The following is a 26,336-nucleotide window of genomic DNA, read 5'->3' as shown; positions in this document are numbered from 1 at the left end:
GCAATGACGGGTCCGTTCGAACCAGGCGAGGCCGCCGGCCTTGCCCGGATGCAGGCGTTTCAGCCGCGCATGGGCCGTGCCTATGCCGCCGGGCGCAACCGCGACGAAGGACCGCCGACCCGTGCGGATGCGCCGCTGCGCCGCGATGTTTCCGCCCTGTCGCCCTGGCTGCGCCATCGTCTGATCACCGAACAGGCGGCGATTGCCGCCGCCGCGCCGCATGGCGAACACGCCGCCAAGTTCGTGTCCGAAGTGCTGTGGCGCGGCTATTTCAAGGGCTGGCTGGAGCATCGGCCAGAGGTCTGGAGCAATTATTGCGCGGGCCGCGATGCGGCGCTTGCGGCGGTTGAGGGCAATGCCGGCCTTTCCCGCGCCTATACAGAGGCGGTGGAGGGGCGGACGGGGATCGACTGTTTCGATGCCTGGGCGCGCGAACTGGTCGAATGGAACTGGCTGCACAACCATGCCCGGATGTGGTTTGCCAGCATCTGGATTTTCACGCTGCGGCTGCCATGGGAACTGGGTGCAGACTTTTTTCTGCGGCATCTGATGGATGGCGATCCGGCGTCGAACACACTCAGCTGGCGCTGGGTCGGCGGGCTGCATACGCGCGGCAAGCATTATCTGGCGCGGCGCGAGAATATCGTGCGGTACACCGATGGACGCTTCGATCCGGCCGGCCTGAACGAAACGGCTGAGCCGCTGCCGCTGGATGACGAGCCTGTGCGGCGCGCCCTGCCGCCGTCCGATCCGTGGCCCGGCGGCGACTTTGCGCTGCTGCTGCATCCGGAGGATTGCGCCTTTTCGACGCTCGATCTGCCGCGTGCCCCCGTGCGGATCATCGGCGTGACCCCGCCCGACCGGCGGGCGGCGTCGGTGGCACCGGCAGTGACCGCCTTTTCCGCACGCGCCGTTGCCGATGCAGCAGCGCGTGCGGGCGAGCATTTCGGCTGTCCGGTTGACCTGGTCAGCGACTGGCCGGACGGTGACGACCTGCCGCTGGTGGCACCATGGCTGCCGACCGGGTGGTGGCGTGATACCGTGCCCGCCCACACCAGCATCGCGTGGCGGCGTCAGCCCTATGACGACGCCATCTGGCCGCTCGCCACCGCCGGATTCTTCAAGGTAAAGGCAGGCGCCGGCCGCGCCCTGGGCCGCCTTGGCCTCGACCTGCCGCCGCTTTAACCGGCGCTGATCTGATCGTCCGTTCGCTGTCGTTCCGCCCGAACTGTTGGAACCCGCCTCGGCGTTAGTTCGATACAGTCGATGTATAGTTCGGGTAACTGATGACCTGAGCTTGGCTGATTTATCCAGTTCGCGCGCTGATCAAGTGATCGCCGCGACAAAACCGGCCCTGCCGGGGCTTAACATTACCGCTTCGATTTGCAGGTTGCGCGAATGTTCGCCCTTTTTGTGCATCTTGCGGTGAATATGTGATGCAAATGGGCAACAGGGCCACCGCGAACGCAACTTTCGCAATAAAGTTCCATTGTTGATTGCCGATTTCGCTCGCATAGGACGCGCATGGTGCACGGATTGTGCCACCAAGCTATCGAGTATGGGGGTATGCTTATGAAAATTTCCGCCGCTCGGCGCAGTCATTGGATTGCGTCGCTGTTTATTGGCACGTCCTTGTTCGCCTTCCCGGCGCACGCACAGGATGCCGCTGCGACCGAAGAGCCCAGCGACGACATCGTCGTGACCGGATCGCGCATCGTCAACCCGGCCCTGGAACAGTCCAGCCCCGTCGCCGTGATCGGCGAGGACGAACTGAATTTCCGTCAGCCCGTTAGCGTCGAGGAAGTGCTGCGCGAACTGCCCGGCGTCCGTCCGTCGATTGGCCCGGGCGTGAACAACGGTTCCGACGGTTCGGCCACGGTCGACCTGCGCGGCATCGGCACGAACCGCACGCTGGTCCTGATGGACGGCCGCCGCATCGTGCCGTTCGGCCTGGATGGCCTGACCGACACCAACAACATCCCCGTCGCGCTGCTGCAGCGGGTCGACATCACGACCGGCGGTGCCTCCACCGTGTACGGTGCTGATGCGGTTGCCGGCGTCGTCAACTTCATCACGCGCCGCGATTTCGAAGGCATTGTCGCCAACGCCCAGTATCGCATTTCCGAGCGCGGCGATGCCGCCCGCTTCCGCGCCGACGTCACCGTCGGTGGCAACTTCGCCGATGGTCGCGGCAACGCCGTGCTTAGCGTCGGCTATACCAAGGCCGATCCGCTGCTGCACACGCAGCGTTCGATCAGCGAAGTGCCGATCAGCTCGGCCAACGGCCTGTTCTCCGGCGCGACTGCCGCTCAGGTGACGATCTTCGGCTCGCCGAACAACGCCGCGCTCGGCCTTCCCGCCAGCATCTTCGGCGCGGTCGTCAATCCGGCCACCGGCCGTCTGCAGGCGGCAACGCCGGCCGACACGTACAACACCAATATCGGCACCTATTTCCAGACGCCGCTCGACCGCATCAATGTGTATGCCAAGGCGGATTACGAAATTGCCGACGGCATCGAATTCTATTCGACCGCCTTTTACAACCGCAACGAAGTGCGGCTGCAGCTGGCCTCGTCGGGCACGTTCGGCAACACCTATCGCCTGTCGCTGAACAACGCCTATCTGCCGGCCGGTGTCCGCAACCAGCTGTGCGCCGGTTTCGACACCAACGCGGCGGTTACCGGCATCCAGCCGATCAGCCAGGCGGATTGCGATGCGGCTGCGGCCGTTCGCGGCGGCCCGGGCACGCCCGGCTATCTTGAAATCCCGGTGATCGCGCAGCGTCGCTTCACCGAATACGGCCCGCGCGGTAACCCGATCGTGTCGCAGGTGTTTCAGGTGCAGGGCGGTTTCCGCGGCAACATCACGCCGTCGCTGACCTATGACGTCAGCGCGCAGTTCGGTGAAACGCGCCAGAACCAGACCCGCGAAAACTGGGGTTCGTTCAGCAAGGTGCAGCAGGCGCTTCGGTCGTTCCGTACCGTTGGCGGCACCCCGGTCTGCGTCGACACGACCAACAACTGCGTCCCGCTGAACCTGTTCGGCCAGAACGGCACCATCACGCCGGAAATGCTGTCGTTCATCGATCTGGACGCGCTGATCAACCGCGTGACGCGCCAGACGGTCATCACGGGCAGCATCGCCGGCGACCTGTTCGGCCTTGCCTCGCCCTTTGCCGAAAACGCCATCGGTTTCGCCGTCGGCGCGGAATATCGCAAGATTTCGGCCGCCAGCCAGCCGGACGGCGCGTCGCAGATCCAGGGCGAAGTGCTCGGCACCGGCGCGCGTACGCCGCCGGATGCGGGTGAATACAGCGTCAAGGAAGTGTTCGGCGAAATCATCGTCCCGCTGGTCGAAGACAAGCCGTTCTTCTATCGCCTGACTGCGGAAGGCGGCATCCGCTATTCCGACTACACGACCACGGGTGGCAGCACGACGTGGAAGGCGGGCGGTTCGTGGGAGCCGTATCGCGGCTTCAAGTTCCGCGGCATGTACCAGATCGCGGTGCGTTCGCCGAACATCCAGGAACTGTTCCAGTCGCCGGTTCAGGGTCTGGGCAACCTGACCACCGATCCGTGTCAAGGCGCCAACCCGACGGCCAGCGCCGGTCTGACCGCGCTGTGCGTTGCAACCGGTGCGCCTGCGGGCACCATCGGCGGCATCCCGGCACCGACGTCCGGTCAGATCAACGTCACCACCGCGGGTAACGCCACGCTGGATGTCGAAGAAGCCCGGACCTACACCTTGGGCGGTGTGTTCACCCCGGAATTCATGCCGGGCTTTGCGCTGACCGTCGATTACTTCAATATCCGCGTCGACAACGCCATCACCCAGCCGTTGCAGGCCGACATCCTGAACGGATGCTATTCGGCTGCGCTGAACCCGACGTTCGAAAACAACTCGTTCTGCGGTTTCATCCGTCGCAACCCGCTGACGGGCAGCCTGAACGGCGCCGGCGAAACGCCCGGCGTCATCCTCAGCTCGTCCAACCTGGGTGTGATCCAGACTGCCGGTATCGATTTCGGCGTGACCCAGCGCATACCGCTGGATCAGCTGGGCCTGAATACCGACAACTCGATCACGATGTCGTTCAACGGTACGTGGCTGGATTATTATCACTTCCAGGCAACGCCGAACGCGATCAACCGCGACTGCACCGGCTATTACAGCCCGTCGGGATGCACCAATCCGCGTGCGGAATGGCGCTATAACGGCCGTCTGACCTATTCGGGCAAGAACTACGACATCTCGATGTTGTGGAACCACATGAGCGCGGTGCAGCTGGAGCCGTTCCTGGCCACCCGTCTGCCCGGCAATACGCCGCAGCCCGGCGGTCCGAACCCGGCGCCGACCAATTTGCAGAGCTTTGTCCTGAACGGCGTTCAGTACACCAACGTGCCGACCGGCGGCATTGCGCCGCAGTTCCGCCAGATCGGTGCCTATGACCTGTTCGACCTCGCGCTGCGCGTGCAGCCGACCGACGAACTGGAACTGACCCTGACCGTCGACAACCTGTTCGACCGCCAGCCGCCGCTGGTCGGTTCGGGCGTGGGTGGCACGGCGTTCAACAGCGGGAACACCTTCCCGACGCTGTACGATCCGATCGGCCGTTCGTTCACCATGGGCGCTCGCCTGCGGTTCTGATCGACCGGGCGGTAACGCCGGACGAACATCGGGGGGCGGCAGGGCAATCCTGCCGCCCCCTTCTTTTGTGCCTGCCACGGCCATCGCCGGTGCCCGCGCCCGTCAGGGCCGGCCCGCGCGATACTGAACCCGCATCATCGCCGGGCGCACCGATCCGATGCCGAATGGCTATGTCGAAGGTTTCAGCGAAGCGGACGCGGAAAACCGGCGCGACGCGTCAATTCCGGCCGGGGGCATGGTGACGGGGAATATCCCCGCGCCGGTCATTCGGCGCAGCGGGCCCCACCGGAAAATCGCCCCGTGGTGTTCAGCATATGGCGCGTATGGAAAGTGGAGCGGGTGAGGGGAATCGCAGCACGGCAATTAATGGCAGAGTTCCGACACTAATTCGGATTTGGACTGCCTATTACACCCCCAATTATACCCCCTGAAGAAAGCCACTATCGTGCATGTCACATAAACTGATGCGCTTGGGGAGTGCCAGTTGGGCAACATTTCACGAACGTCGACTAATGGGTCGTTTGCCGGCTGGCGGGTTGGGATCGGCGACGAATTGAAGCAGACACACGAATTGCTCCCGTGGGATACGCCGCTCGTCGATTCGCGGCCTCGCCCGTTGCTGCGTGTGAAATAGCGCGGCACGATGCTAGCAGCACGACCGAGGAGCGGATGCATGGCGGGGTTAGTTGAGGAGATTCAGGCGCAGGCACTGGACCCGACCGTCAAGGTTAGCGACCTGCTGCGCCGAGTGAAGCTTGCCGCGGTGAAATTACAACTTGAGGACACCGCAGACTGGGTCGATCGCGAACTGCGCGGCTACACCGATCCCGAGACCGTGCCGCCCTATCGCCGCACGACGGGACAACTCCGGGCGCATACGCGGTTTCATGGTGTCGTTCCCGTGACAGGTCACAGCGACTGGTTGGACCAGGTCTGCACGACTCCGATCGGCGACTCCGTTGCCAAGGTCGAAGTTTTGGCGGGCGACGGCACCCAGGAGGTCATTGGAAAGGTCACAGGCGCAATCGAGACGCAAATGAACAAGGCCCACGGGACACCGGGCACCGAATATTATGTCCATACACCACAGAGCGTGTTCCTAGATGTGCTCGAGCAGGTCAGGAATCTCGTTCTGGATTGGGCGATCGGCCTCGAGAAGAATGGCATATTGGGCGAAGGGATCAGCTTCAGCGTGGAAGAGAAGGAAAAGGCTGCACAGGCGGCACTGTCCATCAACATCGAGACCTTTTCTGGTCACCTGCACCAGGGCGATATCAGCGGGCACCAGAACCGCACGGTGATCGCCTCGACGGACAATTCGACCAACTCGCTCGACATGGACACACTTTTCCAAGAGCTTATCCAGGCGATCGACAGTAATATTGGCAATGAGACGCATCGTACCGAGTTGCGCGAGATTGCCCGTCAGATGGAGGTAACGAAGGGTACGCCGGACTATGTGCCCTGGTTCCAAAAGCTCGTGGGCTATGCAGCCGATTATGTGACCGTGCTCGGGCCCTTCCTCCCAGGCCTCGGGGGACTCGTCGCCGGATAGCGACGGCCGCGCCGCTGGGCACCTCCGGCCATGTCCTGCCTGGATTTATGCCGGTGTGGCCGAGCGCGGGCCGGTGCCGCTGACTGAGAGGGTCTTCCGGCATTCATGCCAACATATGTATCCGCCGCTTGTCCACTTTTAAGCATAGCGCGATCCGTCGTCAGTGTCCGATGTTGAGGCGCATTGCTGATTAGCTGGTCAGCTAGAAGAAGCCCAGCAGCTGATGGGCCGTCAGCTGCCTGACCAGTTTGAGTATCGCCGCTGCCAAAGCAGACATCTGCTACCCGGCGCCGAACGGCGCAACTAGCTCGATCTACCGTGGTTCGAGGAGCGGAGCTGGTACCCTACGCAGCTAGGCTAAGCCAGAATTGCGGCTCCGCTTTGCGGTGGAGCGCCTTGGCTTGCTGCTCGGTTTAGCAATAGAACATGGGTCTGCTAACAAGCTGAGATGGAGATAATAGGTGGTTCAACGGCTCGCGCGTCGAATTCCGGATGGTCAGGACGTGTTGGAACTCGAGCCTGAAGAACTAGCGGGAGTGATTCTACGGGCGCTCGTCGAGGATGGGGGTGATGTCCATCTCCATAACTTCATCAACGGCCTCCGGCAGATGAGCGAGATTTACCCGAGACAGCTGACGCAACAGCTTGAAGAGGCCATCGCGGAGGCGTGGAGCTGGATGGAGGCGCAGAGCCTCATCGCGTCCAAGGGCGATAGCTGGCAGTTTGTCACCCGACGGGGAAGGGCAGTCGCAAGCCAGGTCGCGTTTGCCGATTTTCGCAAAGCCTGTTTGCTACCGCGCGAATTGCTTCACGGTTCTCTGGCCGCAAGCGCTTGGCGCAATTTTATCCGAGGCAACTACGATACCGCAGTGTTTGAGGCATTCAAAGGCGTGGAAGAGGCTGTGCGACAAGCGGGCGGTTTCACTGCACGTGATATTGGCACGGACCTCATGCGGCAGGCATTTCATCCGGACACGGGGCCCCTGACCGATATGTCTCTAGTTCCCGCAGAACGGCAGGCGTTATCCGCCCTCTTTTCGGGGGCGATCGGATCATACAAGAATCCGGTCAGTCACCGGACCGTCGCGCTCGAAGACGCGGCGGAGGCAGGTGAGATGCTAATCCTCGCCAGCCACTTGCTGCGCATCGTTGAAGCAAGAACCGTGATGCGAAATAGCGAGGCGGGACGTGGAAGCTAGAAGACGATTGTCCAATGTCCAGTGATCCTGACGAATTCATCCCGCTCGATCGCAGCTTCCACGAGCTCGCAATCAGCGACGATGGCGGCGACCAGGCCGCGGTACATCGCTTGCTCGGCCGCGAAAAGGCGATGCGCTGGCCGGACTTGCTAGTCGAGGCGCGTGTGATCCTTCTGTCGGAAGCTGGCTCGGGCAAGACCGAGGAAATCCGGCATACGACACGTCAATTGCGGGCTAAGGGAAAACCAGCCTTTTTCGTCCGGATCGAGCATGTCACGCAGGATTTTGAGGCTAGTTTCGAGGAGGGGTCACTCGCGGAATTTGAGGCTTGGGCCCGCTCGGGCGAAGAGGGATGGCTGTTGCTCGATTCAGTCGACGAGGCGCGGCTCGGAGACCCGAAGGATTTCGAGCGCGCGATCCGTAAGCTCGGCGTTAAATTGCGGAGTGTCCTGCAAGACGCGCACATCATCATCACCGGTCGCACGAACGCCTGGCGTCCGAAGACCGACCTGCTTCTTTGCAAACGCGAGCTGGCTTACACGCCGCCGGCGCGAGCGATCACCCCTGGGGCTGACGACGAAAGCGAGAGCGGCTTTACGACGGTCGAAAAGCCGAACAGCGCAACGCGACGCGATCCATTCCGCATTGTCGCGCTGGACGATCTTCATGGCGATCAGGTCGACAGGTTCGCGACCGCCAAGGGCGTGACCGATCTGAAGACGTTCCGCACGGCAATCGAGAAGGCCGAAGCTTGGTCCTTCACCACACGGCCACTCGATCTTGCCGAGACGATCGAGTTTTGGCTGACACACCATCGCATCGGCTCGCGCCTTGAGTTGATGCGTAGCAGCATCGCCAAGCGGCTCGAGGAGCGCGATCAAGACCGTTCCGATGCCCGCCCGATCACCAGCGAAAAAATTTTGGTCGGCGCTCGCCTAGTCGCCGCCGCCGCGACGCTCGCGCAGCAATCCTCAATTCGGGTACCCGACGGCCATGAAAATGCCAGTGGCCTACCGATCAAGGAGATATTGACCGACTGGGACGACATTGACTGCGCCACCCTGCTTAGTCGGCCGATCTTCGATGAGGGCATTTATGGCACGGTACGGTTCCATCACCGGTCCGTCCGCGAATATTTGACTGCCGAATGGCTGCACACCTTGATCGTCGACGATGCCTCGCGCGCCAAAATCGAAGGGCTGTTCTTCCGCCGCCAATATGGGATCGAGGTTATCGTCCCGACGATGCGCCCAATCCTGCCTTGGCTGGCGCTGCTCGATGGTCGAATTCTCGATCGCGTTGTGCGGCTCGCGCCAGAAGTCCTGTTTGAAGGCGGTGATCCAAGCAAACTTCCGCTGGAAACTCGCGGCACCATCCTGCGCCAGACTTGCGAGCAACTCGCGCAACCAGCGCACGGGCGCAGCATGATGGACTATGCGGCCGTGCAAAGGTTCACGGACCGCGATCTCGCCGACGATATCGGCAAGCTTCTCAACCAACACGCCGATGATGATGACATCGTTTGGTTCCTGCTGCGCATGGTCTGGCAGGGCGATATCAAAGCCCTTGCGAACAAGGCCAAACATTTTGCGTTGACCGCGCGGGCCAAATACACGCGCATCGCTGCTATCCGCGCGGTCGCGGCACTTGGTTCCACCGCTGACGTCATCGAGGTCCGCACCGCATTCCTCTCCGAGCCGTCGCCTCTCCGCCGCGACTGGATTGCTGAGTTTTTGCCCACCTTGCCCGCCGACTCAGCGGGAAACAGTTGGCTCCTCGCCGTGATTGAAGCCGCGGCGCCAAAAAAGCGATTTGAGACCGACATCCTTTGTGATGGCCTGCTGGCGCTAGCAAATGAGTGGCCGCTTGATCACCTGGTCGATCTTAACGAGGGGCTATATGCGTTGCTCAAGCGCGAGCCGGTGGTCGAGCGCCGGCACTGCGAGATTTCCGAAGCATATGGCTGGCTCGGGCGCACCGCAGCGCAAATCGCCGTCCGACTAATCGAGGCGCGCCATCCCGCCGCGCTTTCGGTCACGACCCTTTCCATCCTGCGCATGTTGCCGATTGCGCAAGACTATAACCGCGACATCTTCAGCGACCCGCGCAAGGACATGCCGGACCTCGTTCGAGGGTGGCCGGAGCTGAACCATGCCCTCTTCTGGCGGTGCGTTGCGGAGGAGCGGACCGCCCGCAACCGCGCCAATGACGAGAGGTTGATCGACTATTGGCACGTCTCGATCTCTGGCGCCTATTGGGGCTTCGACGACGCCGATTTCGACAGGTTCTGCGTCGATATCGAACAGCGCGAACTGCTGGATGACCGCCTTCTCGCCCTCACGCTTGCTTTTCAGCTCTACCGACAGGGCGGTCGGCCGCGAGCGTGGCGCGAACGGCTCAAACGTCTGGCCGCCGTCGAGCCAGAATTGCAATCGACGCTCGCGAAACTGCTCAATCCGCCCGCCCAAGGTCGACAGAGTTGGCGACGGCAGAACGCTGTCTGGAAACGGCGGGCCGCCCGACAGGCCGAGCGCGCAGCCAAGCAATTGCAGCGTGCGAAGGAAATCTTGGCGACGCGGACTGAGACCTTACGCGATCCGGGCAAACCCAACCTCGTCACTCGTGACCAATACTATCTCCACCATCAGCTGCGATCGGCTGAAAATCAGCATAGCCGCTGGACTGACGGGAACTGGCGATCGCTGATCCCCGTGTTTGGCGAAGATATCGCGACCGCATTTCGCGATGGCGCTGTGCGCTTCTGGCGGACCGGTCGCCCGAAGGTCCGATCCGAAGGCGCCATCGCGAATACAACGCCCTTTCATGCCATCTTCGGCCTGACCGGCCTTGAGATCGAAGCCCGCGAGACGGCCGATTGGCCCTCCGGCGTCAACGCCGCCGACGCCGTGACCGCGACCCACTTCGCGTTGCACGAACTCAACGGTTTCCCATCGTGGCTGCCAAAGCTGTATGGAACATATTCGACCGAAGTGGCTGAGGTCGTGCTTGGCGAGATCGCTTACGAACTCGCGACTGAGACCCCTGAGAGCGAAAGCCATTATGTGTTGTACTACGCGAGCTGGCAGGGTGAATGGATGTGGGATCTGATCGCGCCCCAGCTTCTGCCAGCGCTTCACGCCAAACGAGTCAACCCGCGCAATCTCGGCTACTTGCTAGCGATTGTGCAGCGGTCGTCGGTTGACGACGCGACTATTGCGCGGATAGCGTCGCAAAAGGCAAAAGCCATCCGCAACCTCGACTTTGCCCCGATCTGGTTTGCCACATGGGTGGGTGTTGATCCTGACGCCGCCATCCCGGCGTTGGCGGCGCGCTTGGCCGAGATCAAAGATCCCGCCGACCAGACGAAGCTCGCAGTCCGCTTTATTGTCGCGTTGCTCGGCGGCAGGTCGCAGGAAGGTCGAGCTCGGCAAGCTTACCGCACGGTTGAGCACATGAAGACACTCTATCTGTTGATGCACCGCTATATCCGCGAGAAGGACGATATTCAGCGGGCCGGAGGCGGTGTTTATTCGCCCGGTCCGCGCGATGATGCGCAGGACGCTCGAAATGCCCTGTTTGCGTTCATAAAAGAGACGCCAGGAAAGGATGCGTATCTTGCCTTGCTCGAGATGGCGCGCGCCCATCCAGCGGAGGACTCGCGGCCTTGGATGACATTCCACGCAAGAGCCAAGGCTGCGATCGACGCCGATATCGCAGCCTGGACGCCCGGCGAAGTTCGCGAGTTCAACGATACGTTGATCAGGACGCCGCGCAATCACCGCGAACTCTGGTATCTCGCAATTGACCGGCTTGAAGCCTTGAAGCACGATCTTGAGGGTGGCGATTCCAGCATCGCCTCGCTCTTGCAGGCAGTTGATCAGGAAACCGAATTTCGTAAATTCATCGGGGGCTGGTGTCGCGACCGCGCTGGCGGCCGCTATAACATTCCGCAGGAGGAAGAACTGGCCGATGCAAAGCGGCCCGATCTACGCTTTCTCGGTGTTGGTTTCGATGCGCCTGTTCCGACCGAACTGAAGATTGCCGACAAATGGACCGGGCCGCACCTTTTCGAACGGCTGGAAATACAGCTTTGCGGCGATTACCTGCGCGACGTGCGCTCAAGCCGGGGGATTTTCGCCTTGGTTTATCTTGGCGACAAAACGTATTGGGAGCTGCCGGATGGCGGCCGGGCCGAAAGCTTTGACGATCTCGTCGAAGCACTGCGCGCCCATTGGTCGCAGATTTCCAACCAGTTTCCAGAAGTCGAAGATATTGCCGTGATCGGAGTGGATTTGACCCGCCGTGGCGTCGACACAAAGGCGCGAAAGGCCACGGCGGCGGCGAAGAACGCGACGCCGGCCTCGTGATGCCAAGACATAGGCCAACATGATTGAAGACGACGATCTGCTGCCAAATCCCGATCTCGCTCAACAAGTAGTCGAACATCCAACATATCTATCCGTAAGGGTTCGAGCCGTTCGATGACACGGATAGCGGGCTTTAAACTGTGGCCGGGAAGAATTCCGACTGTGCGCCGTCTGCGCGAGCGCCTGCGCCTCGCTCCATTGCGTAAGTCTTCCCGCTGGTTTGCTCGCGAAGCCGCCGTTGGCACTTCTTCTGATCGGTGACGAGCGCTGACATCCGACGGGCGCTCCCGAAACAAGCCAATGGGTTTCGACGGTGACGGCAGCTTGTGGGCGCAAAGAACCCGAAGGGGAATGGCCGAGATTGGGGCGCAAAGCTGACAAAAAGTCCAAATTCGTAATGGCGTTTCGCGCCCTAGGCGCGGCCATGCTCTATTCCGCTGCGCTCCACCGAGCCCTTGGCGGGTCTCGGCCCCTAGCGGGGTGACGATCATTGACGCAAAGGGCCGTCGGAGTGCCGGCGATGCGGACAGCGCTGACGCGCTGGCGTTGGCCTGCCGGCCGCGGCCAAAGGGGGGTGGGCGTCGCTGCCCTCTAGTCCCGTCGCGTCGGTCAGCAACCCGGGCTTCGCCCAGGTTCTTCACGGTGTTGCGGCCCTTTGGGTGCAGCCCGCCGCTCGAGCGGGACTGCCGGTTCGCTCCTTGCCGCCCACCCCCCTTTTCCGGGGCCGGTGCGGTGTTCGAAGAGGAGTAAGGATCATGGAACTTGAGCATATCGACATCGCCAAGCTGAGCATCTCGCCTGTGAACATGCGGGCAGGCCGCAAGGCCCCCGACCTTGCCAACATCCTGCCGTCCGTCCGGGCGCGGGGCGTGCTGGTCCCGCTGATCGTACGGCAGAACGGATCGCCCGACACCTATGAGATCGTCGCGGGCAAGCGGCGCTATCATGCAGCGCTGGCCGTTGCCGGGGAGGGCGGGGAGATGGATGCGCTGCCCTGTGCGGTCATTGAGGCCGGAGACGATGCGGCAGCACTCGAGGCATCGCTCATCGAGAACATCGCCCGGCTCGATCCCGACGAGGTGACCCGCTGGGAGACCTTCACCCGGCTGGTCCGCGAAGGCCGCAGGCCGGACCAGATCGCGGCGGTGTTCGGGCTGACCGAGCTGCAGGTGAAGCGGACCCTCGCGCTCGGCAACCTTCTGCCCCGCATCCGCAACCTCTATCGCAGCGAAGCCATCGATGCCGTGACCGTCCGGCACCTTACCCTCGCCTCCAAGACGCGCCAGCGCGAGTGGCTCGCGATGCTGGACGATCCTGACACCCGCGCACCCACGGGCCATGCGCTCAAGGCATGGCTGTTCGGCGGCGCATCCATCTCGACCAGAGTGGCGCTGTTCGACCTTGCCGGGTTCGAGGGCGAGATCATTGCCGACCTGTTCGGCGAGGACAGCTATTTTGCCGATGCCGACGCGTTCTGGGCTGCCCAGCATGCCGCCATTGCCGAGCGAGCCGAGGGCTATCGGGCGGCGGGGTGGCGCGAGGTCGTGATCCTCCCGCCCGGCCAGCAGTTCCAGGGCTGGGATCATGAGAAACGGTCCAAGCGGCAGGGCGGCAAGGTCTATATCGCCATCGGCCATCGCGGCGAGGTGACCTTCCACGAAGGCTATCTGAGCCACAAGGAAGCGCGACAGCTGGACAAGAGCAGCACCCCGGAAGCGTCCGCCGACAAGCCCGGTCGGCCGGAGATCAGCGCGGCATGCAACGACTATGTCGACCTTCACCGCCATGCGGCGGTTCGCGCCAAGCTGGCTGATGCGCCGGGGATCGCGCTCCGGGTCACGGTCGCCCACATGATCGCAGGCTCGCCCCTCTGGTCGGTTCGCATCGAGCAGCAGCGCGCCGCCACGCCCATCGTCGAGAGCGTCGAACTGTCCGCATCGGAAGCCGCGTTCGATGCGAGGCGCCGGGCCATGCTTGCGGTACTCGGGTTCGACCTCGACATGCCGACCCTTGCCGGCGGGGAAGGGCTTGGACTGGTTGCCCTGTTCGCCCAGTTGCTGCCGCTTGCCGACGAGCAGGTGCTCGCTATCCTCGCCATCGTCATGGGCGAGACGCTTCATGCCCGCAGCGAGATGGTGGACCTGCTCGGGGCGCAGCTTGGGGTGGAGATGGCATCGGTCTGGCAGGCGGATGATGCCCTGTTCGACCTGATCCGCGACCGCGAGGTGTTGCTTGCCATGGTCGAGGAGGTGGCGAGCAAGACGGTTGCCGAAGCCAATGCCAAGGCTACTGGCAAGGTGCTCAAGACCATCATCCGCGACTGCCTCACAGGCGAGAACGGACGGGAAAAGGTTCGGGGTTGGGTGCCGCGCTGGCTGCGGTTCCCGGCGTCCGGCTACACCGAGCGCGGCGGGGTAGAGGCGGCGGATCGCTCGAAAGCAGTGCCCATGCTGATCGCGCCGCACTCATCGGCCGAGCAACAAGCCGAACCTGCTCAGCTCGATGCTTGATCCGAATGCCCGGCGGCATTGTTGCCGCCGGGCATCACGTCAGGCGAGCTTTTTCTTGTGTCTCCGGCCCCTTATGCCTCAAGGTTGAGCAGCAACCATGAAAACCAGCCTCGATCACCTGCCGGACCGGAAGCGACGCGATCTCGAGCGCGTCGTGCAACTGTTGTTCGCCGAGTTCGAGGACGCAACGGCGCTCGCCACCCAGAAATGGAAGAAGCAGGGCCGTATCCTCAAGGTGATCCTCTACGGCTCCTATGCGCGCGGCGACTGGGTCGAGGACCCGGTCGGCGGCTATTTCTCCGACTATGACATCCTGGTCGTGGTCAGCGACGAGCGGCTCACCGACACGCTCGAGTTCTGGGCCAAGGCCGACGAGCATCTCACCCGCGAGGTGACGATCGCCAAGCGCATCTCGGCCCCGGTCAACTTCATCGTCCACAGCCTCGCCGATGTGAACGACCAGCTTCAGCGAGGACGGCCCTTCGTCACCGACATCGTTAGGGATGGCATCGTGCTGTATCAAGTGGAGGGTCATCCATTCGTTCAGCCGAAGTCTCTCTCGCCCGCCGATGAGAAGGCTGAAGCGCAAAAACACTTCGACTACTGGTTTCCGCTAGCAGTTCATGCGCTTCAGCTGGCACGTGTCAGTCAACAAAACGGCGTCGAGCGAGACGCCGCTTTCATGGCTCATCAAGCAGCTGAGCGCAGTTATCATTGCGTGCTACTGACCCGCTCCCTCTACAGCCCGAAGTCGCACAAGCTCAACTTCCTGCGCAGCCAGGCCGAGCCCTTGGTGCCCGAGCTGATCGAGGTCTGGCCGCGCAATACCAAGTTCGGCAATCGCTGCTTCGAGCTGCTACGGCAGGCCTATGTCAACGCCCGTTACTCACCGCATTACAAGATCACGGGTGAGGAACTGGCATGGCTGGCCGAGCGGATCGAGCTCCTCCAGTCGCTGGTCAAACAGGCCTGTGAGCTCCACATTGCGAGCCTTGAGGCCGCCGTCTAGGCGGCCATTCTCACGCCATTTTCGAACAAAAACTCGCGCTGATCGTGGAGCGTATCGGCGCTCTGTCGGCAGCACGCATCACTCGTCCGAGCAACGCTGATCCACTCAACCCGCCATGCAAGGTGGAGCACATCGCCATGATCGGTGCGGCCGATCGTCACGATCCCGGCGCCCTCGACCAACACCGAGAACCGGCATGCCCGAGTTATGGAATCGACATCGCCTTGCAGCAAGGTTCCGTCCGATGTCGCGATCACAAACCCGTCGTCCACAGCACTTGGGTACAGGCTGATCATGTCGTCCAGATCACCCGATAGCTGCAGCCGGGCGTCTTCGAGCGGTGTAATCCTGATCGCCATGTCGGTGCTCCCTGATCGAATCACTGTGGGTTGATCGATAGAACATAACAGGAACATTGAGAAGGCAGGTGGGTCTCAGAAGCGATATGGATGTAAGGCAAGATAAAAGCTCTGCCTCCAAGCGGCAGCGAACAGGGCGTCTGCACGTCGTTTTGGGTGGAGGCATGGATTGGGCGGTGCCTCCATACGCCTGATCTAGGGGTAAGAACTGGCGGAGTTCTGCCGCTTTCCGGCCGGTACGATGGGAGGCCCTTGCGGCAATGCCACGGCGCACCCTCATCTGCTGTCTTTGCGGAGAAGCAGGGCGATGGCGGAGGATGAGTTCGGGCTTTGGCTGGGGCGGGTGGGCGCTGATCGCCCGTTCGCGCACCAGCTGCGCAAGGCGACCAACCTGGCGGGCGGCAGCGCCCGGCAGCGAGGTCGACGCGCCAGCTTCGACGGCAGCCGGATCGGGCGCGGCTCGGGCGTCGGCCGGATGCTTGGCACGTCCGCCCGCTCGGGCGGGATGCGCACGCGCCGGGTGGTGGTGAAGGCGCGGTTCGTGAAGCTGGCCGGCAATGGCACCGCTGCGGCCCGGGCGCATCTGCGCTATCTGGAGCGCGACGGCACGACCCGTGAGGGCGGGCGCGGGCTGCTGTACGGTCCGGCGAGCGATGCGGTGAACGGCAAGGCGTTCCTCGAGCGCGGAGCGGGCGACCGGTACCAGTTCCGGTTCATTGTCGCGGCTGAGGATGGCGCGCTCTATGACGATTTGAAGCCGCTCGTCCGGCGCTGGATGGCGCAGGTCGAGCAGGACCTTGGCACCAGGCTCGACTGGGTCGCGGTCGATCATTTCAACACCGGCCACCCCCACAGCCATGTCCTGCTGCGCGGGATCGATGATCGCGGACAGGACCTGGTCATCGCCCGCGAATATGTCAGCCGTGGCTTGGCCGGGCGCGCTGCCGAGCTGGTCAACCTCGACCTTGGCCCGCGTACCGATCGCGAGATCTTCGAGGCGCGCCAGCGCGAGATGGTGCAGGAGCGGTTCACACGGATCGACCGCACACTGCTGGCATCGCGCGACCCGGATGGACTGGCATCGCCATGGCACGGCAATGGCGAGGAGCAGGGCCTGAGGGCGGGGCGGCTGCAGACGCTCAGCCGCATGGGCCTCGCCACCGAAGAGGTCGGGGGCCGGTTCCGGCTTGCCGATGATCTCGAACAGACGTTGCGCGCCATGGGCAGGCGTGGCGACATCATCGCCACCGTGCACGAACGGCTTCGGCTTGCTGCACCGGAGGTCTCGCCCCAGGATTATGCGATCTACGATCCGGCCGAAGGCAAGCCGTTGATCGGCCGCATTGTCGCGCAGGGTCTGGGAGGCGATCATCATGACCGGCCCTATCTGATCGTCGCTGCGACCGATGGGCGCAGCCACTATGTCGCCCTTGGAGATCGATCCATTCTGGATGCAACGCGTGGCAACGAGATCGTCAGGATCGATCCGGTGGTGCCGCAGGTCCGCGAGGTTGACCGGGTCATCGCCGAGGTTGCTGCGGCAAACGGCGGCATCTACAGCGTCGACCATCACCTGCGGCATGATGCAGGCGCCAGCGAGCGCTTTGCCGAGGCACATGTCCGCAGGCTCGAGGCGATCCGGCGGGCCCGGGGCGCGGTCGAGCGGCTGCCCGATGGCAGCTGGAAGATCGCACCCGATCATCTGGATCGCGTGCTGGAGTTCGAGCGAGGGGCAGCGGCGGCCCGGCCGGTCGAGATCGCCCCGCTGGCGACCCAGCCGCTTGAGCAGCTGACCCGGCATAACGGCGTCACCTGGCTGGATGAGCAATGCGTAGCCAAGGAACCGGAGACACTGGAGCGTGGGTTCGGGGCGCAGGTACGCCAAGCGCTGGCGGTTCGCCGGCAATGGCTAGTTGAGCAGGGGCTCGCCTGGAGCGATGGCGCGACCATCACCTACCAGCCCAACCTGATCGCGACGCTGCGCCAGCGCGAGCTGCAGCAGGTCGCTGGCCAGCTCTCCAGGGAAATGGGCCTGGAATACACACCCCATCAGGGCGGCACGGTTGAGGGCATCTACCGCAAGGCCGTGCAGGTCGGGACTGAGAGGTTCGCGGTGATCGAGAAGTCGCGCGAGTTCACGCTGGTACCCTGGCGACCGGTGCTCGAGCAGCAGATCGGACGGCCGGTCTCCGGCATCGATCGCGGTGGCGCGATCAGCTGGACGTTCGGGCGCCAGCGCTCGGGACCCACCATCGGCGGGGTCTGATCGATGGGCCAAGCTGCCCCGGGGAGCATCTTTCGCGAAGGTCGGTCGCCAGCGATGCTGACTTCATGCAGACTCGCAAGACCCGCCACCAGTTCTACCTGCCCGACGCCTTGTCGGAAAAGCTCGATGCCATGGCGGCGAAGCCCGGCGCGTCCAAGACCGCGATCCTGACCGATGCGCTGACCGCCTGGTTCGACCGGCGCGCTGCGACTGAGCTCGACCAGCGGTTCGGCATCCGGCTGGACCGGCAAAACCGGATCGCCGACCGGACCGAGCAGAAGATCGACTATCTGACCGAGGCGCTGGGGCTGTTTATCCGCCACCAGCTGACGCTGACCGCGCACCAGCCCGCCTTCGATGCGGAAACCAGCCGGCTTGGGCGAGTGCGCTATGACGAGTTTGTGAAGCTCGTCGGAAGATTGCTGGCGCGCGGCGATAGCGAGGCGCGGCTCACGCATGGGCAATCGGACAAGGGACTGGACCAGTGACTGAGCGCAGTACCCATCCCCATGCGGGCCGCCCCACAACTGACTTTAAGCCCATTACATTAAGGATCGCGGAAGCTTGCCGGATCACCGGCATCGGTCGGTCCAAGCTCTATCAGCTGATCAAGGCCGGTGAGATCGAGGTCATCAAGCTTGGCACCATGACCTTGGTGTCGATGCGCAGCGTCGAAGAAATGATGGAGCGTAAAAAAGCTCGCAATGAGGTGCGATGAGCGAGGCTGTTGTGGGATCAAGGGGGTGGTGATTGTCGGTCGGCAGGTTGTGGTCTTTCGGCTGAAAGGTCTATGGCAGCTTTACGCCTCAGCACTGGCAATGCGGCTGCTTGATGGGCGTTCTATAAATGGCGTTTCGTTCCCGCCGAATTATTTGATATTCTAACTGAAGACCAAGCCGCACTCGCCTTGCGCAGGTAAAGCATCATGCCTGTGATAGCGTTGCCCAGTCGAGATCGAAGCGGGCGAGATATTTGCGCAGCCGGTCGGCGTCGTTGGACGAGGTGCGCCGTGCCCGCGATGCGGAAAACAGGGCGCGCCCCGCCTCGGACAGCGAGCGGCTGCGCTGGCAGACCTGAATGACCTCGGCCAGCTGGACGCGGTCGAAGGGGTCGAGCGAATCGACGCGGTCCTGCCCCAGCACGCGGACGAGAATGTCGGCATGGGGGGCAGCGGATCCGAACCACAGGCGCCGCAGCCGGACAATCTCCGCGTCCACCGTCTCGATATCGATCCGGCCCCTGGGGCTGAGCGTCGCCATGCGGGTGACGCTGGCGGCAAGATCGCGGAAATTGCCCTGCCATGTCGCATCCGGCCCGGTGGCAAAGGCGAGGTAGCGGGCCTTTGCCTCCTTGTTGAAGCCGATCCGTTCGCCCTCGCGCTCGGCATACCGGTCAAGTTCATAGTCGAGGTTCGGCTCGACATCCTCCCGCCGGTCGGCAAGGCCGGGCAGGCGAAAGGTCCACAGGTTGAGCCGCGCAAACAGGTCGTCACGGAACTGGCCTGCGGCAACCGCTTCGCCCAGATCGCGGTTGGTGCCGGCGATCAGCTGAAAATCGGAGCCAACCTCCCGGTCGGAGCCGACGGGCAGGAAGCGGCGATCCTCGATCGCGCGCAGGATCATCGCCTGTTCGTCGAGGCCAAGCTCGCCGATCTCGTCAAGGAACAACATCCCCTGATCAGCAGCGCGGAGAAGGCCGGGCCGGTCGGCAATTGCGCCGGTGAAGGCGCCCTTGCGATGGCCGAAAAGGGCGGACATTGCGCCGTCACCCTTTAGCGTCGCGCAGTTCACCTCGACAAAGGTGCCGGCAATCTGATGCTTCAGGCGCTTCAATTCATAAATGCGGCGGGCAAGCTGACTCTTCCCCGCGCCGGTCGGGCCCATCAGCAGGATCGGTGCCCTTGACCGCAACGCCACCCGCTCGATCTCGTCGATCATGCGGTTGAACGCCGCGCTCTGGGTCGCGATGCCGGATTTCAGGAACGACGTACTCTCGCGCGTGGCGGCGGCAAAGCGCGTGGCGATGCTGTCATAGCGGGACAGATCAAGGTCGATGGCGCTCCAGCTGCCGACCGGATCGGGCGATCCGCGCACCGGATGGGTCTGAAGCAGGCGGCCGGGCAGGTAGCGGGCCTCGGTCAGTAGGAACAGGCAGATCTGCGCGACGTGCGTGCCCGTGGTGATGTGCACCAGATAATCCTCCGCATCCGGATCGAACGGTTCGGCGCGGGCGAAATCGAGCAGCTTTCCATACACCTCCTCAAAGTCCCAGGGGTCGCGGAAATCGAGGAGCCGCAGATCGACGGCAGTTTCCGGTGATACCGACGCGATGTCCGCCGCCACATATTCGGCCAGCCGGCCATGGGCGGTACCGTGAATCAGGATCAGCCGGTCGACCCGCAGATCCGGGTGCATGGTCAGGCCGACGGTCGGCCGCCACTTGTTCCAGCGACCCGGGCCGAACTTGCCGGCATCAAGGGTGCTGCCCAGAAATCCGATCACGACCACAGGCTTCATCCTTATCCTGTAAGATAAAACCGTATCGATTGCGATCAGTATTTCGGATGGTCGGAAAAGGGCGCTGTGTCCGCGGCGATGCGGAAAGCCCCGGAAATTGCGAGTGTTTTGCGATCTTCATCCAGTCGCGGCGGGAACTGGCACGGCTTGTGCGAAAGGCATTGTATCGGCTGTGGCGGATTACGCGGCCGACGATGCGGAAGCCGGGGCGGCCGGAATGGGCCGGCCGCCCCAGACAGTTTCAGGGTGTAGCTCAGTCTGCGCAGAGCGCCGGTCTTGGGCACCGGAGGTCGCAGGTTCGAATCCTGCCGCCCTGACCATTTGAAAGGCCCCGCCGCCCGGCGGACAATGGCGAGCATGGCTCCCATCATCGGGCGGACGGGAGCGAGACGGGAAAGAAGGAGGTCGCGATGACCGAAGCACTGTTCGATACCATGCATGTCGAGGGCGGCGTGCCGATCCGGATGTGGACCCGCGGCGTTTCCGTCGAGGACGGGGCGCGGCGCCAGCTGGCGGCGGCGGCACGGATGCCGTTCGTGTTCAAGCATGTCGCGGCGATGCCCGACGTGCATGTCGGCATCGGCGCGACGGTGGGTTCGGTGATCCCGACACGCGGCGCGGTGATCCCGGCGGCGGTGGGCGTCGATATCGGCTGTGGCATGATGGCGGCGCGAACGTCGCTGATGGCCAGCGACCTGCCCGACACGCTGGAGGGCATCCGGTCGGCGATCGAGCGGGCGGTGCCGCATGGCCGGTCGCTGACGCGAACCAAGCGCGATACCGGGGCGTGGGGCGACCCGCCGCCGGCGATCGTCGAGGCATGGGCCACGCTGGCGCAGCGGTTCCAGCGGATCTGTGACAAGCATCCGCGGCTGAAGAACACCAACAACCTGATGCATCTGGGGACGCTGGGCACCGGCAACCATTTCATCGAGCTGTGCCTGGACGAGGCGCAGCGGGTGTGGGTGATGCTGCATTCCGGGTCGCGCGGCGTGGGCAATGCCATCGGCACGTTCTTCATCGAACTGGCCAAGCAGGACATGCGCAAGTGGCACATCAACCTGCCAGACGAGGATCTGGCCTATTTCCCGGAAGGGACCGACCATTTCGACGATTATGTCGAGGCGGTCGGATGGGCGCAGGACTTTGCCGCGCTGAACCGGCGCATGATGATGACCAACGTCATCGCCGCGCTGCGCAGCCAGATCGCCAAGCCGTTCGATGCGGAGATGGAAGCGGTGAATTGTCACCACAACTATGTCCAGCGGGAGAACCACTTTGGCGAGAATGTGCTGGTCACCCGCAAGGGCGCGGTGCGCGCGGCCAAGGGCGTGATGGGCATCATCCCCGGTTCGATGGGCGCCAAGTCGTTCATCGTGCGGGGGCTGGGCAACCCGGATTCGTTCGACAGCTGCTCGCACGGGGCCGGCCGGGTGATGAGCCGGACCGCCGCCAAGAAGCTGGTGTCGCTCGACGAGCACATCGCGGATACGGCGGGCGTCGAATGTCGCAAGGACGAGGGCGTGATCGATGAAACGCCCAGGGCATACAAGCCGATCGAAGCCGTGATGGCCGCGCAGGCCGATCTGGTGGAGATCGTCCACACACTGAAGCAGGTGGTGTGCGTGAAGGGGTGACCCGGCGCACACCACCCCATGGTCGAGAGCGAAGTTGACGGACGATGGCGAAGATCCGATCGCACCCGATGTGCGGCGCGAAATCGAACGCCGGCTGTCTGCGATCGAGGCAGCGGAACGGGTGCGCGTCCTTATGGCCGTCGAGTCCGGTTCGCGCGCCTGGGGTTTTCCGTCGCCGGACAGCGATTTCGACGTGCGGTTCCTCTATGTCCGGCCGCGCGACTGGTATCTGTCGCTGGTGCCGGGCCGGGATGTGATCGAGCAACCGATCCTGGACGACATCGACCTGAATGGCTGGGACGTCCGCAAGGGGCTGGGCCTGTTGCTGAAGTCGAACGCGGTCATCAGCGAGTGGATCGAATCGCCCATCCGATACAGGCCGGACGATCCGGTCATCGCTGCGCTTGCCGCACTGGCGGACGCCGTTCTCGATCCCCGCGCGCTTGCCCATCATTATGCGAGTTCGGGTCGGCGGGCGGCGGATCGGTGGTTGGGCGGCAGCGACGCGGTGCCCGTGAAGCGATATTTCTATGCGTTGCGCCCGGCGCTTGCGATCCGCGCGCTGCGCCTGAATCCGGGTACACGGCCGCCGATGAACCTGCAGGCGCTGGTCGCGGTCAGCGACCTTCCGGCTGCAATAGCCGACCAGATCGTGGAGCTTGTCCAAGCCAAGGCCCGCACGAATGAGCAGGCCAATGGCCTGCGCCGACCGGACCTCGACACGCTGATCGCGCGCGAACTGGACCAAGCCGGGGAACTGGCGCCACGAACGATGCGCGATGATTTTGCTTCACGCGCGAATGCACTTTTTCTGGAATTGGTGAACCAATGATCATCATCGACGGATCAGAAGGCGAAGGCGGCGGGCAGATCGTGCGCAATGCGTGTGCGCTATCGCTGGTTACCGGCCAGCCGTTTCGCATCGTCAATGCGCGGGCGCGGCGGGAAAAGCCGGGCCTGATGCGGCAGCACGTCACCGCGATCGAGGCGGCGGCCGCCATCGGCAATGCCGGTGTCGAGGGCGCCATGGTGGGCAGCGATGCCTTTACCTTCACGCCCGGAACCGTGGTGCCCGGCACCTATCACTTCGCCGTGGGGACGGCGGGGTCGACCGGTCTGGTGCTGCAGACCGTGCTGATGCCGCTGTTGCTGGCGGGCGGGCCGTCGCATCTGATCCTGGAGGGTGGCACGCACAACATGATGGCCCCGCCGTTCGAGTTCATCGCCAATGCGTTCCTGCCGGTGATCCGGCGGATGGGCGCGCGGGTCGAGATGCGGCTTGTCCGGCACGGCTTTTATCCGCGCGGCGGGGGGCGGATCGAGGTTGATATCTACCCAGCCCCGCTGGTCCCGATCGATTGCCTGGACCGGGGGGCGCTGCTGCGCGTGTCGGGGGCCGCGCTGTTCGCCGGGCTGCCCGCCGATATTGCGGCGCGCGAGCTGGCCACGGCGCGCAAGCTGTTGCCCGACTGGCCGGAGGACGCCTTTGCGCTGCGCCAGCTTCCCGAAGCGTGCGGGCCGGGCAACATCCTGTTGCTGGAGGCGGCGTTCGAGCATGGCGCCGAGGTGGTGGCCGGGTTCGGGCGGCTGGGCGTGTCTGCCGAATCGCTTGCCCGCACGGCGGCGCAGCGGATGGCGGGGTTTCTGGCCAGCGATGCCTTTGCCGGGCCGTATCTGGCCGATCAGCTGCTGCTGCCCTTTGCCTTGGCGGGTTCGGGGACGTTCACCACGGTGAAGCCCAGCCAGCACAGCCTGACCGCGGCGGATGTGATCGGGCGGTTCCTGCCGGTGCGCCCGCAGTTCGTGCAGCAGGCGGACGGCACGCATCGCATGATGCTGAACTGACCGCGTTGCGACGGTCGCCATTTTCGGATAATGGCAACGCCGTCGCGGCGGAAATCCCCGCGCCAACCGGAGTAACTGCATTGCTGAACCTGACGCCCCAATCGGGCGCGGTCGGCTGCATCCGTTCCCTGCCCTAGGGCGCCACGCCGGCGCCATGGCTGCAGGGCAGATGGATGTGTCGCCCGCAGCCTTTTTCAAACGGACTTGAGCGAACGCCCGCGATGCGTGGTGCGTTGGCGTGAACGGAAATGTGATGAGCGAATGGATTTTCGTCCGGCGCATGGCGCGCCGGATCGGCGTCGCGGGCGACAAGCGCCTGAGCGGCGCGCTTGACGAATGGGCATCGACCCATGGCGACTGGCTCGGCATGGGCGAGGAGCGGGATTGGCGCGGGGCGCTCGACCGGCTGGACGAAGACCGGACCGATCCGGTGCCGCACGTGATCGCGGTGGCCGATGTGCTGGCGGCGGCGCTGGCGCTGGATCCGCTCGATGGCGACCTGCTGCGCCTGCTGGTGGCGGCAGATCGCCTGCCGCGCTTTGCCGGCCTAGTGCGGCTGTGGAGCGAATCGGGCCGCAACCTGCCCGCGCTGCTCGGCGAACTGGCGGGTCTTTCGCCGGTCGATGCCGATCGGGGCATCCGGCGATCGGCGGTCATGCGCCTTGGCCTGGTGCGGTTCTATACCAACCGGCAGGGGGTGGTCGAAGTCGATGTCCAGTGGCCGCTGGAACGGCTGCTGGATCGTGCGGCGCCGGATGCCGCATCGGTGATCGGCGCTCTGATCGGACCTGCGCAGGCCGCGCGGCTTACGCTCGGCGATTTTGGCCATGTGCCCGATGCGGCGTTTCTGGTCCGCCTGTTGCGCGGAGCCGTGGCGGAGGGCGCGGTAGGGATCAACGTGCTGATCCACGGGCCGCCGGGGACCGGCAAGACTGAGCTGGCGCTGACCATCGCGGCGGCGGCGGGATGCGCGGTGCATTGCGTCGGCGAGGTGGACGATGACGGGGCCGAACCGTCCCGGTACGAACGGGTCAGCGCGCTGCAGCTGGCCCATCGCGTGCTTGGCCCCGGCGCCGATGCGATCCTGCTGTTCGACGAAATGGAGGACCTTATCGGCGATGCCCGGCCGGGCGATGGCGACTGGGTGCGCGGGCGGCAGGGCAGCAAGGTGTTCGTCAACCGGATGCTGGAAACCAACCCGGTGCCCGTCATCTGGACCACCAATGCCATTGGCAATGTCGATGCCGCGATCCTGCGCCGGATGAGCTTTATCGTGCGGTTCGGGATGCCGACCGCCGGTGCGCGCCGGCGGATGCTGGACCGGATCGGGGCAGAGGAGGGGGTCGATCCCGGCGCCCCGATGGCGGCATTGCTCGACCGGGTGCCGGAGGCGGCGACCGTGCTGCGCGTGGCGGCGCGGGCCGGGCGGCTGACGGGCGAGGCGGCGGATTGCACGACGGCCGCGACGGCGCTGGTCCGGGCGCTGCGCGGCGGCGAATTGCCCGATGGCGAAGCCCGGCCGATCGATCCGGACCTGTTCGAAAGCGACCTGCCGCTGCCGGGGTTGATTGACCGGCTGGCCAGCGGAGGCGGCAGCGACGTCTCGATCCTGCTGACCGGGCCGCCGGGCACGGGCAAGACCGCGCTTGCCCGGCATCTGGCGCGGGCGATCGACCGGCCGATGGTCGTGCAGCGTTCGTCGGACCTGCTGTCCCGATGGGTCGGCGGGACCGAACGCGCGATTGCCGATGCGTTCGCCCATGCGCGCGATCAGGGCCATGTCCTGTTTTTTGACGAGGCGGATTCGCTGTTGTTCGACCGGACGACGGCGTCCCATTCATGGGAAGCGGGGCAGGTGAACGAGATGCTGACCTGGCTGGACCGGCACCCGTTGCCGGTGATCGCCGCGACCAATCACGTGCATCGGCTGGACCCGGCGGTGCTGCGGCGGTTCGTGTTCAAGATCGACCTGAGGCCGCTGGGCGCGGCGCGCAGCCGGATCGCGTTCGAACGCTATTTCGGCATGGCGGCCCCGCCGTCCCTGAGCGGCGTGGCAGGGCTGACCCTGGGCGATTTCGGAGCGGTTGCGCGGCAGTTGCGCCATGCGCCGGCCAGCGACGCCGACATGATCGTAGAGCGATTGCGCGAGGAGGCGGGCTGGCGGCCGGACGGCGCTCCGCTAGGCTTCTGATCGCCTCGACAGTCGAAGGCCGAAGGCGATCGTTGATCAGAAAGTGTTGCTTTCTGAAATTTCGGGGAGGGACACTGCGGCGGCTAAGCGCCCCAAATGTGGTCGTTCCAGAAGAGTAGACCGAGGCCCAAAACCGGCCATTCGCTCGCTGCGGCGCCGATGAACCCTCCTCGGAAGAAAACTGCTGAATTTTAACAGTTTAGGCTTATTCCAGCATCCGTCAGAACCACAGCGAGAG

16 protein-coding genes and 1 tRNA gene are annotated in these 26,336 nt (G+C 64.0%); 15 read left to right on the top strand and 2 right to left on the bottom strand.

Annotated elements, in window-relative coordinates:
* Positions 1-3 precede the first annotated feature (3 nt).
* The 7 genes from NYR55_RS03515 to NYR55_RS03485 all read left to right on the top strand — a co-directional run bounded on the left by NYR55_RS03515 (position 4) and on the right by NYR55_RS03485 (position 15,284).
* The gene (locus tag NYR55_RS03515) at positions 4-1,185 is read left to right on the top strand and encodes an FAD-binding domain-containing protein (protein ID WP_260019850.1); all 1,182 of its coding nucleotides are present in this window, start codon (positions 4-6) and stop codon (positions 1,183-1,185) included.
* Positions 1,186-1,632: 447 nt separating this feature from the next.
* On the top strand, positions 1,633-4,644 hold the full coding sequence (locus NYR55_RS03510; RefSeq protein WP_260019849.1) for a TonB-dependent receptor: 3,012 nt from the start codon (positions 1,633-1,635) through the stop codon (positions 4,642-4,644).
* Between the two features lie 673 nt (positions 4,645-5,317).
* Positions 5,318-6,199 (top strand): hypothetical protein, encoded by an 882-nt coding sequence (locus NYR55_RS03505; RefSeq protein ID WP_260019848.1) that lies wholly within the window; start codon positions 5,318-5,320, stop codon positions 6,197-6,199.
* Between the two features lie 461 nt (positions 6,200-6,660).
* Positions 6,661-7,398 carry a TIGR02391 family protein gene (locus tag NYR55_RS03500; RefSeq protein WP_260019847.1) on the top strand — a complete coding sequence of 246 codons (738 nt, stop codon included), beginning with the start codon at positions 6,661-6,663 and terminating at the stop codon, positions 7,396-7,398.
* Positions 7,399-7,412: 14 nt separating this feature from the next.
* The gene (locus tag NYR55_RS03495) at positions 7,413-11,765 is read left to right on the top strand and encodes a hypothetical protein (protein WP_260019846.1); all 4,353 of its coding nucleotides are present in this window, start codon (positions 7,413-7,415) and stop codon (positions 11,763-11,765) included.
* A 755-nt stretch (positions 11,766-12,520) separates the two neighbouring features.
* Entirely contained in the window at positions 12,521-14,275 is a 1,755-nt protein-coding gene (locus tag NYR55_RS03490; protein ID WP_260019845.1) for a ParB/RepB/Spo0J family partition protein, read from the top strand.
* Positions 14,276-14,372: 97 nt separating this feature from the next.
* Positions 14,373-15,284, top strand: a complete 912-nt coding sequence (locus NYR55_RS03485) for a nucleotidyltransferase and HEPN domain-containing protein (protein ID WP_260019844.1) — start codon at positions 14,373-14,375, stop codon at positions 15,282-15,284.
* Here NYR55_RS03485 and NYR55_RS03480 read toward each other — a convergent pair.
* Positions 15,281-15,643, bottom strand: coding sequence for a hypothetical protein (locus NYR55_RS03480; protein ID WP_260019843.1), 363 nt, complete (start codon positions 15,641-15,643; stop codon positions 15,281-15,283). The genes NYR55_RS03485 and NYR55_RS03480 overlap by 4 nt on opposite strands.
* A gap of 307 nt (positions 15,644-15,950) precedes the next feature.
* Here NYR55_RS03480 and rlxS point away from each other — a divergent pair, with 307 nt between their 5' ends.
* The 3 genes from rlxS to NYR55_RS03465 all read left to right on the top strand — a co-directional run bounded on the left by rlxS (position 15,951) and on the right by NYR55_RS03465 (position 18,627).
* The gene (rlxS, locus tag NYR55_RS03475; RefSeq protein WP_260019842.1) at positions 15,951-17,909 is read left to right on the top strand and encodes a relaxase/mobilization nuclease RlxS; all 1,959 of its coding nucleotides are present in this window, start codon (positions 15,951-15,953) and stop codon (positions 17,907-17,909) included.
* Between the two features lie 65 nt (positions 17,910-17,974).
* Positions 17,975-18,397 carry a CopG family transcriptional regulator gene (locus NYR55_RS03470; protein WP_260019841.1) on the top strand — a complete coding sequence of 141 codons (423 nt, stop codon included), beginning with the start codon at positions 17,975-17,977 and terminating at the stop codon, positions 18,395-18,397.
* Entirely contained in the window at positions 18,394-18,627 is a 234-nt protein-coding gene (locus tag NYR55_RS03465) for a helix-turn-helix domain-containing protein (RefSeq protein ID WP_260019840.1), read from the top strand. The genes NYR55_RS03470 and NYR55_RS03465 overlap by 4 nt, the downstream gene beginning before the upstream one ends.
* A 205-nt stretch (positions 18,628-18,832) precedes the next feature.
* Here the strand turns inward: NYR55_RS03465 and rtcR are convergent, their stop codons facing one another.
* Positions 18,833-20,425 (bottom strand): RNA repair transcriptional activator RtcR, encoded by a 1,593-nt coding sequence (rtcR, locus tag NYR55_RS03460; protein ID WP_260019839.1) that lies wholly within the window; start codon positions 20,423-20,425, stop codon positions 18,833-18,835.
* Between the two features lie 242 nt (positions 20,426-20,667).
* On the opposite strand from rtcR, the gene NYR55_RS03455 reads away from it, so the two are divergent.
* From NYR55_RS03455 to NYR55_RS03435, 5 genes are all read left to right on the top strand, one after another.
* Positions 20,668-20,745: transfer RNA gene (locus NYR55_RS03455), tRNA-Pro, on the top strand.
* Positions 20,746-20,835: 90 nt separating this feature from the next.
* Positions 20,836-22,062 (top strand): RtcB family protein, encoded by a 1,227-nt coding sequence (locus tag NYR55_RS03450; protein WP_260019838.1) that lies wholly within the window; start codon positions 20,836-20,838, stop codon positions 22,060-22,062.
* A 34-nt stretch (positions 22,063-22,096) separates the two neighbouring features.
* Positions 22,097-22,894, top strand: coding sequence for a nucleotidyltransferase domain-containing protein (locus NYR55_RS03445; protein WP_260019837.1), 798 nt, complete (start codon positions 22,097-22,099; stop codon positions 22,892-22,894).
* Positions 22,891-23,907: an RNA 3'-terminal phosphate cyclase gene (gene rtcA / locus NYR55_RS03440; protein WP_260019836.1), complete on the top strand. Its 1,017-nt coding sequence runs from the start codon at positions 22,891-22,893 to the stop codon at positions 23,905-23,907. Before NYR55_RS03445 ends, rtcA begins: the two co-directional genes overlap by 4 nt.
* Before the next feature lie 253 nt (positions 23,908-24,160).
* Complete coding sequence (locus NYR55_RS03435; RefSeq protein WP_260019835.1) at positions 24,161-26,098, top strand: AAA family ATPase; 1,938 nt, start codon at positions 24,161-24,163, stop codon at positions 26,096-26,098.
* Positions 26,099-26,336 lie beyond the last annotated feature (238 nt).

The sequence above is a fragment of the Sphingomonas sp. BGYR3 genome, assembly GCF_025153455.1.
Lineage (GTDB): Bacteria > Pseudomonadota > Alphaproteobacteria > Sphingomonadales > Sphingomonadaceae > Sphingomonas.
The sequence above is the reverse complement of the archived record's forward strand: the minus strand, read 5'-3'. Positions and strand labels throughout refer to the sequence as shown.

Coding starts and splice junctions, on each gene's coding strand:
- NYR55_RS03515 (WP_260019850.1), top strand. CDS start 4: ATGACGGGTCCGTTCGAACCAGGCGAGGCCGCCGGCCTTGCCCGGATG.
- NYR55_RS03505 (WP_260019848.1), top strand. CDS start 5,318: ATGGCGGGGTTAGTTGAGGAGATTCAGGCGCAGGCACTGGACCCGACC.
- NYR55_RS03495 (WP_260019846.1), top strand. CDS start 7,413: ATGTCCAGTGATCCTGACGAATTCATCCCGCTCGATCGCAGCTTCCAC.
- NYR55_RS03490 (WP_260019845.1), top strand. CDS start 12,521: ATGGAACTTGAGCATATCGACATCGCCAAGCTGAGCATCTCGCCTGTG.
- NYR55_RS03485 (WP_260019844.1), top strand. CDS start 14,373: ATGAAAACCAGCCTCGATCACCTGCCGGACCGGAAGCGACGCGATCTC.
- NYR55_RS03480 (WP_260019843.1), bottom strand. CDS start 15,643: ATGGCGATCAGGATTACACCGCTCGAAGACGCCCGGCTGCAGCTATCG.
- rlxS (WP_260019842.1), top strand. CDS start 15,951: ATGGCGGAGGATGAGTTCGGGCTTTGGCTGGGGCGGGTGGGCGCTGAT.
- NYR55_RS03470 (WP_260019841.1), top strand. CDS start 17,975: ATGCAGACTCGCAAGACCCGCCACCAGTTCTACCTGCCCGACGCCTTG.
- rtcR (WP_260019839.1), bottom strand. CDS start 20,425: ATGAAGCCTGTGGTCGTGATCGGATTTCTGGGCAGCACCCTTGATGCC.
- NYR55_RS03450 (WP_260019838.1), top strand. CDS start 20,836: ATGACCGAAGCACTGTTCGATACCATGCATGTCGAGGGCGGCGTGCCG.
- rtcA (WP_260019836.1), top strand. CDS start 22,891: ATGATCATCATCGACGGATCAGAAGGCGAAGGCGGCGGGCAGATCGTG.
- NYR55_RS03435 (WP_260019835.1), top strand. CDS start 24,161: ATGAGCGAATGGATTTTCGTCCGGCGCATGGCGCGCCGGATCGGCGTC.